Source organism: Xylophilus sp. Leaf220 (assembly GCF_001421705.1).
Taxonomy (GTDB): Bacteria; Pseudomonadota; Gammaproteobacteria; order Burkholderiales; family Burkholderiaceae_C; genus Xylophilus.
Genome location: NZ_LMKO01000012.1, coordinates 300,475 through 316,528 on the forward strand (window position 1 = coordinate 300,475; position 16,054 = coordinate 316,528).

The 16,054-nt window shown below is 70.3% G+C and carries 15 protein-coding genes; 9 read left to right on the plus strand and 6 right to left on the minus strand.

Annotated elements, in window-relative coordinates; genetic code table 11:
- Positions 1-3 precede the first annotated feature (3 nt).
- From tmk to ASE76_RS10085, 6 genes are all read left to right on the plus strand, one after another.
- Positions 4-660, plus strand: coding sequence for a dTMP kinase (tmk, locus tag ASE76_RS10060; protein WP_055838513.1), 657 nt, complete (start codon positions 4-6; stop codon positions 658-660).
- Positions 661-721: 61 nt separating this feature from the next.
- A complete protein-coding gene (locus tag ASE76_RS10065) occupies positions 722-1,738 on the plus strand; it encodes a DNA polymerase (protein ID WP_055838516.1) in 1,017 nt (338 codons plus the stop codon).
- Complete coding sequence (locus ASE76_RS10070) at positions 1,735-2,103, plus strand: PilZ domain-containing protein (RefSeq protein WP_055838519.1); 369 nt, start codon at positions 1,735-1,737, stop codon at positions 2,101-2,103. The genes ASE76_RS10065 and ASE76_RS10070 overlap by 4 nt, the downstream gene beginning before the upstream one ends.
- 134 nt (positions 2,104-2,237) lie before the next feature.
- On the plus strand, positions 2,238-3,044 hold the full coding sequence (locus ASE76_RS10075) for a TatD family hydrolase (RefSeq protein ID WP_055838522.1): 807 nt from the start codon (positions 2,238-2,240) through the stop codon (positions 3,042-3,044).
- Positions 3,041-3,781: an ankyrin repeat domain-containing protein gene (locus tag ASE76_RS10080; RefSeq protein WP_055838524.1), complete on the plus strand. Its 741-nt coding sequence runs from the start codon at positions 3,041-3,043 to the stop codon at positions 3,779-3,781. Before ASE76_RS10075 ends, ASE76_RS10080 begins: the two co-directional genes overlap by 4 nt.
- A 202-nt stretch (positions 3,782-3,983) precedes the next feature.
- On the plus strand, positions 3,984-5,081 hold the full coding sequence (locus ASE76_RS10085) for a DUF72 domain-containing protein (protein WP_055838527.1): 1,098 nt from the start codon (positions 3,984-3,986) through the stop codon (positions 5,079-5,081).
- 28 nt (positions 5,082-5,109) lie between these two features.
- Here the strand turns inward: ASE76_RS10085 and ASE76_RS10090 are convergent, their stop codons facing one another.
- From ASE76_RS10090 to ASE76_RS10110, 5 genes are all read right to left on the minus strand, one after another.
- Entirely contained in the window at positions 5,110-6,411 is a 1,302-nt protein-coding gene (locus tag ASE76_RS10090; RefSeq protein WP_082448284.1) for a divalent metal cation transporter, read from the minus strand.
- A 198-nt stretch (positions 6,412-6,609) separates the two neighbouring features.
- Positions 6,610-7,659: an LD-carboxypeptidase gene (locus ASE76_RS10095; protein WP_055838529.1), complete on the minus strand. Its 1,050-nt coding sequence runs from the start codon at positions 7,657-7,659 to the stop codon at positions 6,610-6,612.
- A 49-nt stretch (positions 7,660-7,708) separates the two neighbouring features.
- Complete coding sequence (tadA, locus tag ASE76_RS10100) at positions 7,709-8,908, minus strand: tRNA adenosine(34) deaminase TadA (protein ID WP_082448286.1); 1,200 nt, start codon at positions 8,906-8,908, stop codon at positions 7,709-7,711.
- A gap of 16 nt (positions 8,909-8,924) precedes the next feature.
- Positions 8,925-9,161 carry a hypothetical protein gene (locus tag ASE76_RS10105; RefSeq protein ID WP_055838532.1) on the minus strand — a complete coding sequence of 79 codons (237 nt, stop codon included), beginning with the start codon at positions 9,159-9,161 and terminating at the stop codon, positions 8,925-8,927.
- 152 nt (positions 9,162-9,313) lie between these two features.
- Entirely contained in the window at positions 9,314-10,261 is a 948-nt protein-coding gene (locus tag ASE76_RS10110) for a LysR family transcriptional regulator (protein WP_055838535.1), read from the minus strand.
- Positions 10,262-10,387: 126 nt separating this feature from the next.
- Between ASE76_RS10110 and ASE76_RS10115 the strand changes: the two genes are divergently transcribed.
- The 3 genes from ASE76_RS10115 (at position 10,388) to ASE76_RS10125 (ending at position 14,309) form a co-directional block, all read left to right on the plus strand.
- The gene (locus ASE76_RS10115; protein ID WP_082448287.1) at positions 10,388-11,263 is read left to right on the plus strand and encodes an NAD(P)-dependent oxidoreductase; all 876 of its coding nucleotides are present in this window, start codon (positions 10,388-10,390) and stop codon (positions 11,261-11,263) included.
- Between the two features lie 20 nt (positions 11,264-11,283).
- On the plus strand, positions 11,284-12,816 hold the full coding sequence (locus ASE76_RS10120; protein WP_055838538.1) for an aldehyde dehydrogenase: 1,533 nt from the start codon (positions 11,284-11,286) through the stop codon (positions 12,814-12,816).
- Positions 12,817-12,944: 128 nt separating this feature from the next.
- Positions 12,945-14,309, plus strand: a complete 1,365-nt coding sequence (locus tag ASE76_RS10125) for a DUF3100 domain-containing protein (protein WP_082448289.1) — start codon at positions 12,945-12,947, stop codon at positions 14,307-14,309.
- A 58-nt stretch (positions 14,310-14,367) separates the two neighbouring features.
- On the opposite strand, the gene guaA is transcribed toward ASE76_RS10125, so the two are convergent.
- A complete protein-coding gene (gene guaA, locus ASE76_RS10130; RefSeq protein ID WP_055838544.1) occupies positions 14,368-15,990 on the minus strand; it encodes a glutamine-hydrolyzing GMP synthase in 1,623 nt (540 codons plus the stop codon).
- Between the last annotated feature and the right edge of the window lie 64 nt (positions 15,991-16,054).

Genomic DNA, 16,054 nt, shown 5'->3' on the forward strand with positions numbered 1-16,054 from the left:
CCGATGGCGCACGGCCTCTTCATTTCCTTCGAGGGCATCGACGGTGCGGGCAAGAGCTCGCACATCGACGGCGTCGCCGACGCGTTCCGCGCGCAGGGCAGGGCGGTGACCGTCACCCGCGAGCCGGGCGGCACTCCGCTGGCCGAGAAGCTGCGCGCCCTGGTGCTGCAGGACGCGATGGACCCGCTGACCGAGACGCTGCTGGTCTTCGCCGCCCGGCGCGACCACCTGCAGCGGGTGATCGAGCCGGCCCTGGCCGGCGGCGAGGTGGTGCTGTGCGACCGCTTCACCGACGCCACCTTCGCCTACCAGGGCGCCGGCCGCGGCTTCGACCTGCAGGTGCTGTCGGCCCTGGAGTGCTGGGTGCAGGACGCCGGCAGCGGCGCGGTGCGCCAGCCCGACCTCACCCTCTGGTTCGACCTGCCGCTGGCTCTGGCCGCCGAGCGGCTGGCCGGCGCCCGGGTGCCCGATCGGTTCGAGTCGCAGCCCGAGGAGTTCTTCCGCAAGGTGCAGGGCGGCTACGCGGCCCGTGCCCAGGCAGCACCGCAGCGCTTCGTGCGGATCGACGCATCGCTGCCGCGCGACGATGTCGCCCACCAGGTGCGGATGGCGATGGCCGCCCACGCCGGTCTGCGGATGCAGACGGGCGCCGCCGCATGAGCCCCCGCCCGGCCGCTCCGAAGGGGGCTTCGACCGCAGTGCACCGCACGGAGTTCGCCTTATGAGTGCCGCGCCGCCGCTGGCCCCGTGGCTCGACCGCCAGTTGCGCACGCTGCTCGCGCAGCGCGGCCACGCCCGGCTGCTGCAAGGCCCGTCGGGCCTGGGCCAGTACCCGCTGGGCCTGGCGCTGGCCCGGGCCTGGCTGTGCGACACGCCGCAAGCCGACGGCCTGGCCTGCGGCACCTGCGCCAGCTGCCATGCCATCGACGTGCGAACCCACGCCGACCTGCGGGTGCTGATGCCCGAAGTCCAGATGCAGGCGCTCGACTGGCCCCTGCCCGAGAAGGCCCAGGCCGAACTCGACGACAAGAAGCGCAAGCCCAGCAAGGAAATCCGGGTCGAGGCGATGCGCGACGCGGTCGAATTCGCCCAGCGCACCAACGCCCGTGGCCGCGGCAAGGTGGTGCTGGTCTACCCGGCCGAGCAGATGAACGGCATTACCGCCAACGCGCTGCTGAAGACGCTTGAGGAACCCACGGGCGACGTGCGCTTCGTCCTGGCCAGCGAGGCCGCCCACCAGTTGCTGCCGACGATCCGCAGCCGCTGCCAGGCCCACGGCATGGCTTGGCCGGCCGAGGACGAGATGCAGGCCTGGCTGGTGGAGCAGGGCGTGCCGGCGGCCGATGCGCCCGGCCTGCTGCGCGCCGCCGGCGGCCGTCCCGACGACGCCCTGGCCGCCGCTCGCAACGGCCGGGACGCCCGGCGCTGGGCCCTGCTGCCGGCGGCGCTGGTGCGGGGCGAGGCCGGCGTGTTCGCCGACTGGTCGGCACGCGACGCGATCGACGCGCTGCAGAAGCTCTGCCACGACCTGATGGTGGTGCAGGCCGGCGCCGCGCCGCGGTACTTCGACGCCCAGAGCCTGCCGAAGCCGCCGTCCGCCCGGGCGCTGGCCCTCTGGGCGCAGGCGCTGAAGAAAGCGCTGCGCACCGCCGACCATCCATTCAATGCCGGCCTGATGCACGAGGCGCTTGTGAGCGCCGCGCAAAACGCCCTAAACTCGCGCGCAACACCGCCATGAGCATCAGCCCGTCTCCCTCCCCGGCACCGCGCCCCAGCGTCGTGCAGCTCGCCATCAAGGAGAAGGCGGCGCTGTACGCGGCCTACATCCCGCTGTTCACCGAGGGCGGCATCTTCATCCCCACCACGCGGGAGTACCGGCTGGGCGAAGACGTCTACGTGCTGCTGACACTGCCCGACAACCCCACCCGCTACCCGGTGGCCGGCCGCGTTGCCTGGGTCACGCCGGCCCGGGCGTCGGGCAACCGCACCCAGGGCGTCGGCATCCAGTTCCCGGCCGACGAGAAATCGCGGGCGCTGAAGCTCAAGATCGAAGAGATCCTCGGCGGCCACCTGGCCTCCGACCGGGCCACGCAGACGATCTGATACGTGGGGGCCGCCACGCGGCGCCACACTGGCTGTCGCCAGTTCCCAGCGCGCCGCAGGTGCGATCACTATATTTTTCATAGCAGGAAGTCGGCGTACAGCGCCGGCTACAGGCACTTTTCGTTTTCAAACCGATGTTCACCGATTCGCACTGCCACCTCGCCATGCCCGAGCTGTCGGCCCAGCTGCCGGCGATCCGCCAGGCGATGGCCGATGCGCAGGTCGACCGGGCCCTCTGCATCTGCACCACGATGGAGGAGTTTCCGGCGGTGCATGCGCTGGCGACCACCTACGACAACTTCTGGGCCACCGTCGGCGTGCATCCCGACAACGAAGGCGTGCAGGAGCCCTCGCTCGACGACCTGTTGGAGCATGCCGGCCAGCCGCGCGTCGTCGCGATCGGCGAGACCGGCCTGGACTACTACGGCATGGAGGACCGCAAGGGCGGCCGCAGCATCGCCGACCTGGAATGGCAGCGCGACCGGTTCCGCACCCATATCCGCGCGGCCCGGCAGAGCCGCAAACCGCTGGTGATCCACACCCGCAGCGCATCGGACGACACGCTGGCGATCCTGCGGGAGGAGGGCGAGGACGCCTCCGCCACCGCGGCCGGCGGGGTGTTCCACTGTTTTACCGAGACCGACCAGGTCGCCCGCGCGGCGCTCGACCTCGGCTTCTACATCTCGTTCTCGGGCATCGTCACCTTCAAGAACGCCCAGCATCTGCGGGACGTGGCCGCCTTCGTGCCGCTCGACCGCCTGCTGATCGAGACCGACAGCCCCTACCTCGCCCCGGTGCCGTACCGCGGCAAGCCCAACAACCCGTCGTACGTGCCCTTCGTCGCCCGGCAGATCGCCGAAGTGCGCGGCATGCCGGTCGAGGCGGTGGCCGCGGCCACGTCCCGCAATTTCGAACGTCTGTTCCTGAAGGAAATGCCATGAAACTCGGTTTTGTCTCGGGCGCGTGGCGCTCGACCGCCGCGGCCTCGCTGCTGGTGCTGGCGGGCTGCGCCTCGGCGGCCGCCTTCGACGACTACTTCGTCGCCATCAAGCGCGACGACCCGAACGCGATCACCACGCTGCTCAACCGCAACGTCGACCCGAACGCCCTGTCGCCGCAGGGCGAGGCGCCCCTGGTGCTGGCGATCCGCGAACAGTCGACCAAGGCGGTGAAGGCGCTGCTGGCGTCGCGCAAGACCAAGGTCGAGATCCGCAACAAGAAGGACGAAAGCCCGCTGATGCTGGCCGCCATCAAGGGCGACACCGACCTGGTCCGGGCGCTGCTGGCACGCGACGCCGACGTCAACAAGCCCGGCTGGGCGCCGCTGCACTATGCCGCCAGCGCCTCGACGCCGCAGCAGGCCACGATCGCCAAGCTGCTGCTCGACAACCATGCCTTCATCGACGCCGAGTCGCCCAACGGCACCACGCCGCTGATGATGGCGGCGTTCTACGGCTCGAGCGACGTGGCCCGGCTGCTGCTGGCCGAAGGCGCCGACACGGCGATGCGCAACCAGCAAGGCATGACCGCGGCGGACTTCGCCCGCAAAGGCGGACGCGACGACCTGGCCAAGGAGATCGGCGCGGTGGCGGCCAAGGCGGCGGCAGGACAGCCGGCGCAACCGTCGCAGCAGACGCCACCAGGATCGCAGCAATCCCGAGCGCGTGGCGGTTGGTAGTACGGGGGCCGGGTCCCGAAGACCGGCGCTTGGCAGAGGGAATGCGGAGAGTGGTCGCAGGGCGGCTAAAACGTCGAACTGCCGCCGTCCAACACGCTAGTAACTTTATACGATGTATATTATGTATAGTCGGATAGCTGGATGTTCGCTGAAGCAGCTTTAAACAGGCTCTCTCACCGCACCTGTGCATCATCGACATTCGATGCAAGACTCACTTTTCCCCCCGGACGACGACGATGAAGCGGCTGATGAATCAGCCGCTCCTGCGCAACCCTCATTGCTGGAGGCAGGCACACCGGGCGACGTGCCGCTTCCCAGGGCCAAACGCGGCGCCGAGGTGGGTCCGGCGATGCAGGACACGGCGGTGCATGCGCTGGCCGGCGCGATGCCGGCGCCGCTGCGGCTCGGCACCTCGTCGTGGAACTATCCGGGCTGGGCCGGCATGGTATGGGATGCGGTGTACCCGGAATCGGTGCTGTCCAAGCGCGGCATCGGCGCGTACGCCCGGCATCCGCTGTTCCGTACCGTCAGCCTCGACCGGGCGTTCTACCGGGCGCTGACCGCCAGCCAGTTCGCCGATCTGGCGGCGCGCGTGCCGGCCGATTTCCGCTTCGTCGTCAAGGCGCCGGCGATGGTGACCGACGCGCTCGTCCGCGCCGAGGACGGCCGCGGCATGCAGGCCAACCCCGGCTTCCTGAGCCCCGAACTGGCGGTACAGGAATTCGCGGTACCGGCGCTCGAAGGGCTCGGCGACCGGCTGGGCGCGCTGGTGTTCCAGCTCAGCCCGCTGCCGCTGCGGATGCTCGACACGCTGCCGGCCGTCATGGAGAAACTGCGCGCGATGCTGGCGGCCCTGCCGGCGTTGCGGCCCACCGCACCCGACGCGGTGGTCGCGGTCGAGGTGCGCGATCCCGAGTGGATCGGCGGGATCCACGGCCCGGCGTTCGTCCAGGTCTTGAAGGACACCGGTGCCACGTTCTGCCTGGGCCTGCACGCCAAGATGCCGGCGATCGGCGAGCAGTTGCACATGCTGCGCGCGCTGTGGCCGGGGCCGCTGGTCTGCCGCTGGAACCTCAACCGGCTCCACGGCGGTTACGGCTACGAAGAGGCCGAAAAGCTCTACCAGCCCTTCGACAGGATGGTCGACCCGGACCCCGACACCCGCGCCGCGCTGGCCAAGGTCGCGGCCGCCACGGCCCTGGCAGGGCATCCGGTCTACGTGACGGTCAGCAACAAGGCCGAGGGCTCCGCGCCGCAGACGGTGCAGCTGCTGGCCGAGGCCATCCGCGACCGGCTCTGACCGTCGCCCGGCCCGAGCACGCCCTGTTTCAGGAGCCGAAGGCCATCGCCAGCACCGCCGCCGCCATCACCGCCGTCGCGGCCCAGCCGAGCACGCGCAGGCGGGTGCCGATGACGTTCTCGCCCATCACCCGGCGGTTGGCGGCCAGCAGCATCATCACCGCCATGATCGGCACCGCGATCACGCCGTTGATGACGGCCGACCAGAACAGCTCGCGCACCGGATCTGCGGGGGTGAAGCACAGGCCCACTCCGCCCAGCGTCGCCACCGCGATGATCGCGTAGAAGCCGCGGCCCTCGCCGCGCTCGAGCCGCAGGTCCATGCCGCCGCGCCAGCCCGCCGCCTCCGACACCGCATAGGCCGCCGAGCCCGCCAGCACCGGCACCGCCAACAGTCCGGTGCCGACGATACCCATGCTGAACAGCACGAAGGCGAACGGCCCTGCCACCGGCCGCAGCGCTTCGGCCGCCTGGGCCGATGTCTGGATGTCGTGCAGGCCCGCGGCATGCAGGGTGGCGCCGGCGCTCAGGATGATGAAGAACGCGATCAGGTTGGAGAAGCCCATGCCGATGGCCGTATCCCAGCGGATGCGGCGCAGGTGGCGGCGCACGTCCTGCGCATCGTGCACGGCGCCGTGGCCGCCCTGCCCCGTTTCCTCCACCTCCTGCGCCGCCTGCCAAAAGAAGAGGTACGGGCTGATGGTGGTGCCGAAGACGGCGACGACCATCAGCACCGCATCGTGGTCGAGGGTGAGCTGCGGCCATACCGCCGCCCGCGCCACCGCCCACCAGTCGACCTGCAGGCTGAACGCCACCGCCACGTAGCTCAGCAGCGCCAGCGTGAGCCACTTGAGCCAGCGCACATAGGTCGCATAGCGCAGGAACACCTGCAGCACCAGGCACAGCACGCCGAAGCCGACCGCGTACAGGTGCGCCGGCCCGCCGATCAGCAGGCGCAGCGCCTCGGCCATCGCCGCGATGTCGGCGGCCACGTTGATCGTGTTGGCGACCAGCAGCATGCCGACCACCGCGTACAGCACCACCGCCGGAAATGTGCGCCGGATGTTGGCCGCCAGCCCCTGGCCGGTGACGTAGCCGATGCGGGCGCTCACCATCTGCACCGCGCACATCAGCGGATAGGTCAGCACCAGGGTCCACAGCATCTGGAAGCCGAACTGGGCGCCGGCCTGCGAATAGGTGGCGATGCCGCTCGGGTCGTCGTCGGCCGCGCCGGTGATCAGGCCGGGGCCGAGCATGCGCAGACGCGCGCGCCACGTGCCGCCCGCGGTGGCCGGTGCGGTTACCGCGCGATGGGTTTCGTGTTGGATCATCCCCTGCCCTCCGGATGGCCGGGCAGCGCGCCCTGGGCCTGCGCGCCGACACTGGCGCGGGCGGAGTCTAGGCGCCGGGCGCGGCTTGCGGAAGCGACGAAACGCTTGGCCCCGCGGCCCGCTCGGGGGTCAGGGGCGGGTCAGCCGGGGCCGAGTAGAAATGGCGGCAGCGCCGTCATCGTCGTCCCGCCTGTCGCCTCAGTGCATGTGGCCCCAGTAGACGAGCGCGTCGCGGCCTTCGACGCTGAGCGACACCTCGGCGCCTACCGGCAGCAGCACCTTGGTCGGCACATGGCCGAACGGCAGGCCGGCGATGACCCGGGCCTTGACCTGGGTGCGCAGCCAGTCGATCACCGTCTGCAGCTTGAAGCCGCGGTCGTGGGAGCCCAGGATGTAGTCGGTGAACTGTCCGAACACGATCGCCTTCTGCTGCGCCAGCACGCCGGCATGCAGCAGCTGCGTCAGCATCCGCTCCACACGGTACGGATGCTCGTTGACGTCCTCGACGAACAGGATGCCGCCCTTGACCTGCGGCAGGTACGGTGTGCCGACCAGCGACGCCAGCACCGCCAGGTTGCCACCCCACAACACCGCCTTCTTGATATAGAAATCGCCCCCAGCCGGCGCTGCTGGCCGGCCATCAGCTATCGAATCAGTAGCAACCGTGCCGCGCGGCTTCGGCATGCGCCAGCCGGCGCCCTCCCCTTGCCCGTGCAGCAGGTCGTCGAAGCAGGCTTCCATGATGTCGTCGGGCGCCTCGGTGGTGCCGAAGTCGGCGCCGAGCGTCGGGCCGCCCCAGGTGACGGTGCCGGTCTTGGCGAGCAGGGCCGTCTGCAGCGCGGTGAAGTCGCTCAGGCCGACGAAGCGGGTGCCGCGCTCGGCCGCCTTCTTCAGCGCCTTGTAGTCGATGCCCGGAAGGATGCGGCTGATGCCGTAGCCGCCGCGCGAGATCAGCGCGACGTCGGCACCGCTGGCCGCCGCCCGGTCGATGGCGGCGATGCGGGTCGCGTCGTCGCCGGCGAACCGCGTGTGGCTGGCGAGCGCGTCGGTATCCACCTCCACCTCGTGGCCCAGCGCTTTCAGGCGGGCGATGCCGCGGCGGAACGCGGCCTTGTCGCGCACCGCGCCGGACGGCGAATAGATGTAGATGCGGCGTTGCCGGCCGGCATGCCCGTGGTCGTGGCCGCAGTGGTCGTCGTCGCAGCGCAGCGGGTCGTGCGCAGCATGCGCGTGGGAGGCAGAAGGCATGGGCGGGGATGGGCGGCTGCTGCGCAGCCGCCTCCGTGTCGAGGATCGGTCAGGAAGCAGGCGGCGGGGCCGGCCCGCGGGCAGCCGGGAAGTATTCCACAGCCTGCCGCGCCTGGTCGGACGGCGCGGCGGTACCGGTGCGCAGGTCGAGGACGCGGCCGGCCACCGGGAACTGCGCGGCCAGGGCGGCGATGGCGGCCGCTTCCTCCTGCCCGGTGCGCGGCGCGAGGCGCACCCATGCGCGTGGACCGGCGCGGTGGCCCGTATCGGGAAACGGTGCGTCGTGCGCATCCTGCCCGCAGGACGGCTCGGCCAGCACCGCGCAGCCGGCGATGCGGCCCGGTGCGCGGCGCACCAGTGCCTGCACCAAGGGCGCCTGCGCCGCCGGCAGCAGCACCACCGCGCCGTGCACGTCGCACTGCGCCAGCCACTCGGCCAGCAGCGCCGCGTGGTGATCCAGCGTGTGCCAGGCGTCGCGCTTGGGTTTGTCGCTGCGGCCGAATCCGACCAAGTCGGGCGCGACGACCCGCGCGCCGGATGCCGCGAGCGGTGCGAGCCAGCCGGCCAGCGTCCCGCTCCAGCCCTGCGGACCGTGCAGGCAGACGAAGCCGGCGCGGCGCGGCTCGGTGCCCAGGTGTTCCAGCCACTGCATCTGCAGCCCACCGCCCACCCCGGCCAGCGTGGCGGCCTGCGCGCCGTACCCGGCGGGCAGCGGCAGTCCGTCGAAGCGCGCTGCCGGCGTCCGCAGGGCGTCTTCGCGCACCGGCGCCGGCCGTGCGCTGCGCTGTGCCGCACGCCGCTGCTGGAAGAAAGCCTGCAGCACCTCGCCGCATTCCTCGGCCATCACCCCGCGCGCCACCCGGGTATGGTGGTTGAGCCGCGGCTCGCCGAAAAGGTCGAGCACCGACCCTGCCGCGCCGGTGCGCGGTTCGGCCGCGCCGTAGACGAGCCTGCCGACCCGCGCATGCAGCACCGCGCCGCTGCACATGGCGCACGGCTCCAGCGTCACATAGAGCGTGCATCCGTCGAGGCGGTAGTTGCCCAGTGCCTGCGCCGCGGCGCGCAGGGCGACGATCTCGGCATGGGCGGTCGGGTCGTGGCCGTCGATCGGGGCGTTGCGGCCGGTGGCGACGATGCGCCCGTCCTGGACGACGACGGCCCCGACCGGCACCTCGCCGGCCTGCGCCGCCGCGTGCGCTTCTGCCAGGGCCGCGCGCATGAAGCGCTCGTCGTCGGGCTGGACGCTCATGCCGGCCGCCCGCCGGTCACTGGTCGGCCGCCTCGCGCTGCCGGCGGGCGGCTTCGGCCGCGTCGTCGAGCCCCTTCTGGACCTGCCGCTGCACCTCGGCGCTGCGCGCCCGCACTTCGGCGGTCGCCGTGGTGCCCTGCGAAGTGCCCGTGGCAGAAGGCGTCCCGGCCTGCGGCAGCAGCGCCTTCTTGGCCAGCAGCGCGACGATCAGCAGGGCCAGGACCAGGCCGATCAGGCCGACAGGGCTGCGCATACGGAATCTTTCGGGGAAAGGGGTTGGCGGGGCGGTTCGCCGGGCGGGCACGCCCGGGCAAACAGGTCCGGCGATTCTAGGCAGCCCCGCGACGGGCGAGACGCGGCGCGGTGCCGTGCAGGCGCCCTCCCCCGCGCCGAAGGCGGTGCGGATCAGGTGGGCCGGTCCTTCGTCGGCCGGGGCTTCGCATCGCGGAAGGCCTGCATTGTCGAGATCAGCTGCAGCAGCAGCTGGTTGGACGCGATCGAGAGCTGGCGGCCCAGCCGGGTCACGATGTGCGCCTCGGCGCCGGCCAGCACCCCGTGGTCGATCGGCAGCGCCACCAACTGCCCGGCCTCCACCTCCTGCGACACCGCGAATGCGGGCAGCAGGCTCACGCCCAGGTCGGAGCGCACGAAATGCTTGATGACCGAGATCGAATCGGTCGTCAGCTTGGGCGCCAGGCGGATCCGTTCCACCCGCTCGGCCAGTTCGATGATCTGCCGCGTGCCGAACGACCCGTGCATCAGCGCGACCGGATAGGCGGCGATCTGCCGCAGCAGCGGCTGGCGGTCGAGCAGGGTCAGCGGGTGGCCCGGCGGCGCGATGACGCACATCGGCTGGCGGATCGCGGCACGGGAGCGGATGCCGGGCCCCACCGGCGGGTTGTAGACCAGGCCGATGTGGGCCGCGTCCTCCGCCACCATGCGCATCACCTCGTTGGTGCCGGCCAGGTGCATCGTGACCGTGAGGCCCGGATGGCGCTTCCAGAAATGCTTCATCGGCTCGGCCATCAGGTCGCCGACGAAGCCTTCACCCAGCACCAGGTCGATGTGTCCGCGTTCCAGGCCGCGCAGTTCCTGCACCTTGGCGATCGCGTCAGCTTGGTACGAGGTCTGCTGGCGGAAGTAGTCGACCAGCACCTGGCCGGCCTCGGTCGGGCGCACCCCGCGGCCATGCCGCTCCATCAGGGGCACCGCCAGTTCCTCCTCCAACTTGGCGATCTGCCGGCTGACGACCGACGGGTTCATGTCCATCGTGTCGGCGGCGGCGCGCACCGAGCCTTCAGTCACGGCTTCGTAGAGGTAGCGGACCCGCCGCATGTCGAGGGATTCGGTCATGTGTCTGCCATGCGGCCGTGGTGAGCGTTGCCTGCAGGGCAACGCAATTTTACGGACGTTGACATTGTTACCTTTTGAGAGGAGTGGGATTCTCCGGGCTTCCCTCCTCTTTGTCGAAGGCATGACGTGAAAACTATCGGTGTGGTCGGTTTGGGCAACATGGGCCGTGGCATGGCCATCTCGCTGCAGCGGGGCGGCTTCGCGGTGGTCGGCACCGACGCATCGGCCGACACCCGGGCCCGGCTGGCCGCCGACGGCGTGCCGGTCGTCGACACGCTCCAGGAGCTGATGTCCCGGGCCGACGCGGTCGTGCTGTCGCTGCCGACGGCGGCCATCGTGGCGCAGGTCGTGGCCGGCCCCGACGGCCTGATGGGCCACGCCAGGGCCGGCGTACTGGTGATCGAAACCTCGACCTCCCACCCCGAAACCACCCGCCAGCTCGCGGCACAGTTGGCGACCGTCGGCATGTCGCTGATCGATGCGCCGGTGAGCGGCGGCCCGAAGGGCGCGATCACCGGCACCATGACGATGGTGATCGGCGGCACCGAGGCCGACGTGGCCCGGGCGGAGCCGGTGCTGGCGGCGATGAGCGCCAAGCGGGTCCACGTGGGCGCGGTGGGCGCAGGCCACGTGGCCAAGATCGCCAACAACCTCCTGTGCGCCGCCCACCTCGCGATCGCCGGCGAGGTCACCCGGATGGCCGAGCGGGCCGGCGTGCCCACCGAGCGGCTGCTGCAGGGCATCAACGCCGGCTCGGGCCGCAGCTTCGTCACCGAGTTCAACTTTCCCACCTGGGTCACCAGCGGCGCCTTCAATTCCGGCTTCACGATGAAGCTGATGCGCAAGGACGTCGGCTTGTCGCAGGACCTGATCGCCGCGCTCGACCTCGACCTGCCCCTGTCCGCCAAGGTGGCCGAGCTGTGGGCCGGCAGCGCCCGCACGATCGCCGACGACGAGGACTTCAACCGCATCGTCGAGCTGGGCACGCGCCCTGCTCTCTGAACCCACCACCGCCTACCGCCATGACCACACCCTCCTCTTCCCGTCTGCTCGCCGCGTTCAGCCACTTCTTCCCCGGCGCATCGACCGTCGGCTCCTACATCGGCGGCCAACTGGTCACCGGCGAGGCGGCCGACCGCGTCGACCTGGTCGACCCGGCGACCGGCGAGCTGTTCCTTTCCTACCCCGATGCCGGCCCCGCCCTGGTCGGCCGTGCCGCGGACGCGGCCGTGGCCGGCCAGCGCGCCTGGGCCGCGCTGAGCCATGCCGCCCGCGGCCGGGTGATGCAGGACATCGCCCGCGCGGTGCGCGCGCAGGTCGAGCCGCTGGCGCTGCTGGAATCGCTGTGCGCCGGCAAGCCGATCCGCGACTGCCGCGGCGAGGTCGCCAAGGTCGCCGAGATGCTCGAGTACTACGCCGGGTGGACCGACAAGTTCCACGGCGAGGTGATCCCGGTTCCGAGCGGCCACCTCAACTACACCCGGCGCGAGGCCTGCGGCGTGGTGCTGATCATCACGCCGTGGAACGCGCCGGTCTTCACCTGCGGATGGAACGTGGCGCCCGCCATCGCCATGGGCAACGCGGTGCTGCTGAAGCCGTCGGAGCTGACACCGCTCAGCTCGCTCGCGTTCGCCGCGCTGGCCGAGCAGGCCGGTCTGCCGAAGGGCGTGCTCAACGTGCTGGGCGGCTTCGGCCATACCACCGGCCAGGCCGCGATCGCGCACAAGGCGGTCAAGAAGGTGGTCTTCATCGGCTCGCCCACCACCGGTGGCCGCATCGCCACGGCCTGCGCCGCCCGCGGCGTGCCCTGCCTGCTGGAGCTGGGCGGCAAGTCGGCCAACATCGTGTTCGAGGACGCCGACCTGGTCCGCGCCTCGATCGGCGCGCAGTCGGCGATCTTCGCGGCCGCGGGCCAGAGCTGCGTCGCCGGTTCGCGGCTGCTGGTGCAGCGGAGCATCTACGACCGCTTCGTCGCGATGGTGGCCGACGGCGCCCGCCAGCTCCGCACCGGCGACCCGCAGGCGGCCGACACCGAGGTCGGCCCGATCCAGAACGCCAAGCAGTACGACCACGTGCTGGGGATGATCAAGACCGGGATCGGCGAAGGCGCCGAAGTGGTCGAGGGATCGACCGGCGAGCCGGCCGACGCCGGCTACTTCGTGCGCCCCACCGTCTTGAAGAACGTCACCAACGACATGCAGGTCGCCCGCACCGAGATCTTCGGCCCGGTGGTGGTCGCGATCCCCTTCGATACCGAAGACGAAGCGATCGCGATCGCCAACGACAGCGATTTCGGGCTGGCCGGCGCGGTCTGGACCGCGGACGTGGCCCGGGCGCACCGCATCGCCGCCCAGGTCAAGGCCGGCACCTTCTGGATCAACACCTACAAGGTGATCAACGTGGCCTCGCCGTTCGGCGGCTACGACGCCAGTGGCTACGGACGCTCGAGCGGCGTCGAGGCGCTGCACGAGTACACGCAGGTCAAAAGCGTCTGGGTGGAGACCGCGGCGAATCCGGCCGCGGCGTTCGGCTATGCGCCGGGCATCGGCAACTGAGGCATCCGAATCGACACGAGGTGGTGGTGCCGGACTTGCGGATGCAGGGGCGGCAGAACGAAAGTGGTGTGGTGGCGGCCCGTCGTACAGACGGGACCGATCTTCTTTTCAAGAAACGAGGTAGGGCTATGTCTTCCGTTCCGTCTTCCGGCACCTTGACGGTGCCATCGGGCAAGGTGATCCGCGACGTCGCGTGGCGCCATATCGGTCTGGTGGTCGGCATCGTCGCGGTGATCGCGATCGGCGCCGAGTACGCCGGCAATGCCACCTTCTCCGTCGGCGCGACCAAGGTCACGCTGTTTCCGTTCCTGTGGGCGCTGCTGGCCTGCGTGGTCGTCAGCGTGGGCATGAAGAGCCTGGACCGCACCGGCACCGCCTACATCAAGCCGCAGACGCTGGCGTCGGACTTCGTGCAGGTCGGCATCCTGCTCTTCATCGCCAAGCTCGGATTCATCGTGGGCGCCAACCTGCCGATGGTGATCGCGGCGGGCCCGATCCTGCTGGTGCAGGAGGCGGGCAATTTCCTGGGCACCATCGTGCTGGCGATGCCGGTGGCCCTGCTGCTGGGTATCAAGCGAGAGGCCATCGGCGCCACGTTCTCCGTCGGGCGCGAACCGGGCGTGGCGCTGATCGCCGAACGCTACGGCATGAACTCGGCCGAGGGCCGCGGCGTACTGGCCGAGTACGTGACCGGCTCGGTCATCGGTGCCGCCTTCATGGCGTTCTTCGCGAGCATGGTGGCGAGCAGCGGCTATTTCACGCCGACGGCGCTCGGCATGGCGGCAGGCATCGGCTCCGGCAGCATGACGGCCGCAGCCGTCGGCGCCATCTCGGTGCAGTTCCCCGCGGAGAAGGATTCGATCGCCGCCCTGGCCGCGGCCAGCAACCTGATCACCACGGTGGTCGGTACCTACATCCTGGTGGTGTTCTCGCTGCCGGTCTCGAACTGGCTGTATGCCAGGCTCGAACCGGTCCTGGGCAAGAACCGCAAGGCGATCGTGGCAGAGCACGACGCCCAGATGCGCGAGGCCCTGGGCGACATGCACAGCCAGGCGCAGTTGCCGCTGTGGGCCGTCGTGGCCGTGGTGTTCCTCACCGCCGGCATCGCCCTGGTGTGCAACCAGATCGCCACCAAGGCACCGGTGCTGGACGCCCTGCCCGGCATGGCCTTCCTGGTGGCGTGCATCTTCGTCGGCATGGCGATCGCCCGCGTCGCCCGGCGCCTGGGCGTGCCGGCGCTGATCTGGGTGTCGGTCGTGGGGGTGCTGCTGAGCGTTCCTTACTCGCCGCTGGCCGCCACGGTCAACCCGCTGGTCGCGAAGATCGGCCTGCTGCCGCTCGTCACGCCGGTGCTGGCCTATGCCGGCCTGTCCCTGGCGAAAGACCTGCCGATCCTGCGGGCCCTGGGCTGGCGGATCGTGGTGGTGTCGTTGCTGGCGAATGCCGGTGCCTTCCTGGCTGGCGCGGTGATCGCACAGTTCTTCGGCGGTTGATCAGCCGTCGCGCAAACAAAAGAGGGCTGCCAGTGGCAGCCCTCTTCGATTCATGTGTTCACTCCCACTCGATCGTCGCGGGCGGCTTGCTGCTGACGTCGTAGGTGACGCGGTTGATGCCGCGCACCTCGTTGATGATGCGGCCCGAGACCTTCTTCAGCAGCGCGTAGGGCAGTTCCGCCCAGTCGGCCGTCATGAAGTCGCTGGTCTGCACCGCGCGCAGGGCGACCACGTAGTCGTAGGTCCGGCCGTCGCCCATTACGCCGACGCTCTTGACCGGCAGGAACACGGTGAAGGCCTGGCTGGTCAGCTCGTACCAGGTCTTGCCTGTAGAGGTGTCCTTGAAGTTGCGCAGTTCCTCGATGAAGATCGCATCGGCCTGGCGTAGCAGGTCGGCGTATTCCTTCTTCACTTCGCCCAGGATCCGCACGCCCAGGCCGGGGCCGGGGAATGGGTGGCGATAGACCATGTCGTGCGGCAGGCCCAGGGCGACGCCCAGCTCGCGCACTTCGTCCTTGAACAGCTCCCGCAGCGGCTCCAGCAGCTTCAAGCCCAACTGCTCGGGCAGGCCGCCGACGTTGTGGTGGCTCTTGATGGTGACGGCCTTCTTGCTCTTGCCGCCGCCGGATTCGATCACGTCGGGGTAGATGGTGCCCTGGGCCAGCCATTCGGCGCCCTTCAGCGCGCCGTCGGCGCCGGCCTTCAGCCGCTCGGCCTCGGCCTTGAAGACATCGACGAAGCCGCGGCCGATGATCTTGCGCTTGGCTTCCGGATCGGACACGCCGGCCAGCTGGTTCAGGAAGGACTCGCTGGCATCCACCCGCACGACCTTGGCGTGCAGCTTGCCGGCGAACATCTCCATCACCATGTCGCCCTCGTTCAGGCGCAGCAGGCCGTGGTCGACGAAGACGCAGATCAGCTGGTCACCGATCGCACGGTGGATCAGGGCCGCGGCGACGCTCGAATCGACGCCGCCCGACAGGCCCAGGATGACCTCTTCGTCGCCCACCTGGGCGCGGATCTTCTCGACCGCTTCCTCGATGTAGTCGCCCATCACCCAGTCGGCCCGGGCTCCGCAGATGCCGAGCACGAAGCGCTCCAGCAAGGCCTTGCCCTGCGCGGTGTGGGTCACCTCGGGGTGGAACTGCACCGCGTAGAAGCGGCGCTCCTCGTCGGCCATGCCGGCGATGGGGCAGCTCTCGGTGCTGGCCATGAGCTTGAAGCCCGGCGGCAGCGCGGTGACCTTGTCGCCGTGGCTCATCCAGACGTTGAGCATGCCGTGCCCCTCGTCGGTGGTGAAGTCGGCGATGTCGCGCAACAACTCGGTGTGGCCGCGCGCGCGGACGGCGGCGAAGCCGAACTCCCGCTTGTGGCCGCCCTCGACCTTGCCGCCCAACTGGTGCGCCATGGTCTGCATGCCGTAGCAGATGCCGAGCACCGGCACGCCCAACGCGAAGACGGCCTGGGGCGCCTTGTCGGTCGTGTCCTCGTAGACGCTGGCATGGCTGCCCGAGAGGATCACGCCCTTCAGCTGGCCGTCGGCCGCGTACTCGCGGATCCAGTCGTCGGCCACGTCGCAGGAGTGCACCTCGCAGAAGACGTGCGCTTCGCGCACCCGGCGGGCGATGAGCTGGGTGACTTGCGAGCCGAAGTCGAGGATCAGGATTTTCTGGTGTTGCATGGCAGCGTAAAAGTAGTCGACGACCGGGCTCCGAATTTTTCAGGAACACCGTGGGTCCGGCTCC

Excerpts from the sequence above, each read along its gene's own strand:
- ASE76_RS10070 (WP_055838519.1), top strand. The coding sequence starts at position 1,735 with ATGAGCATCAGCCCGTCTCCCTCCCCGGCACCGCGCCCCAGCGTCGTG.
- ASE76_RS10125 (WP_082448289.1), top strand. The coding sequence starts at position 12,945 with ATGTCTTCCGTTCCGTCTTCCGGCACCTTGACGGTGCCATCGGGCAAG.
- tadA (WP_082448286.1), bottom strand. The coding sequence starts at position 8,908 with ATGAGCGTCCAGCCCGACGACGAGCGCTTCATGCGCGCGGCCCTGGCA.
- tmk (WP_055838513.1), top strand. The coding sequence starts at position 4 with ATGGCGCACGGCCTCTTCATTTCCTTCGAGGGCATCGACGGTGCGGGC.
- guaA (WP_055838544.1), bottom strand. The coding sequence starts at position 15,990 with ATGCAACACCAGAAAATCCTGATCCTCGACTTCGGCTCGCAAGTCACC.
- ASE76_RS10090 (WP_082448284.1), bottom strand. The coding sequence starts at position 6,411 with ATGATCCAACACGAAACCCATCGCGCGGTAACCGCACCGGCCACCGCG.
- ASE76_RS10120 (WP_055838538.1), top strand. The coding sequence starts at position 11,284 with ATGACCACACCCTCCTCTTCCCGTCTGCTCGCCGCGTTCAGCCACTTC.
- ASE76_RS10065 (WP_055838516.1), top strand. The coding sequence starts at position 722 with ATGAGTGCCGCGCCGCCGCTGGCCCCGTGGCTCGACCGCCAGTTGCGC.
- ASE76_RS10095 (WP_055838529.1), bottom strand. The coding sequence starts at position 7,659 with ATGCCTTCTGCCTCCCACGCGCATGCTGCGCACGACCCGCTGCGCTGC.
- ASE76_RS10105 (WP_055838532.1), bottom strand. The coding sequence starts at position 9,161 with ATGCGCAGCCCTGTCGGCCTGATCGGCCTGGTCCTGGCCCTGCTGATC.
- ASE76_RS10085 (WP_055838527.1), top strand. The coding sequence starts at position 3,984 with ATGCAAGACTCACTTTTCCCCCCGGACGACGACGATGAAGCGGCTGAT.
- ASE76_RS10080 (WP_055838524.1), top strand. The coding sequence starts at position 3,041 with ATGAAACTCGGTTTTGTCTCGGGCGCGTGGCGCTCGACCGCCGCGGCC.
- ASE76_RS10110 (WP_055838535.1), bottom strand. The coding sequence starts at position 10,261 with ATGACCGAATCCCTCGACATGCGGCGGGTCCGCTACCTCTACGAAGCC.
- ASE76_RS10075 (WP_055838522.1), top strand. The coding sequence starts at position 2,238 with ATGTTCACCGATTCGCACTGCCACCTCGCCATGCCCGAGCTGTCGGCC.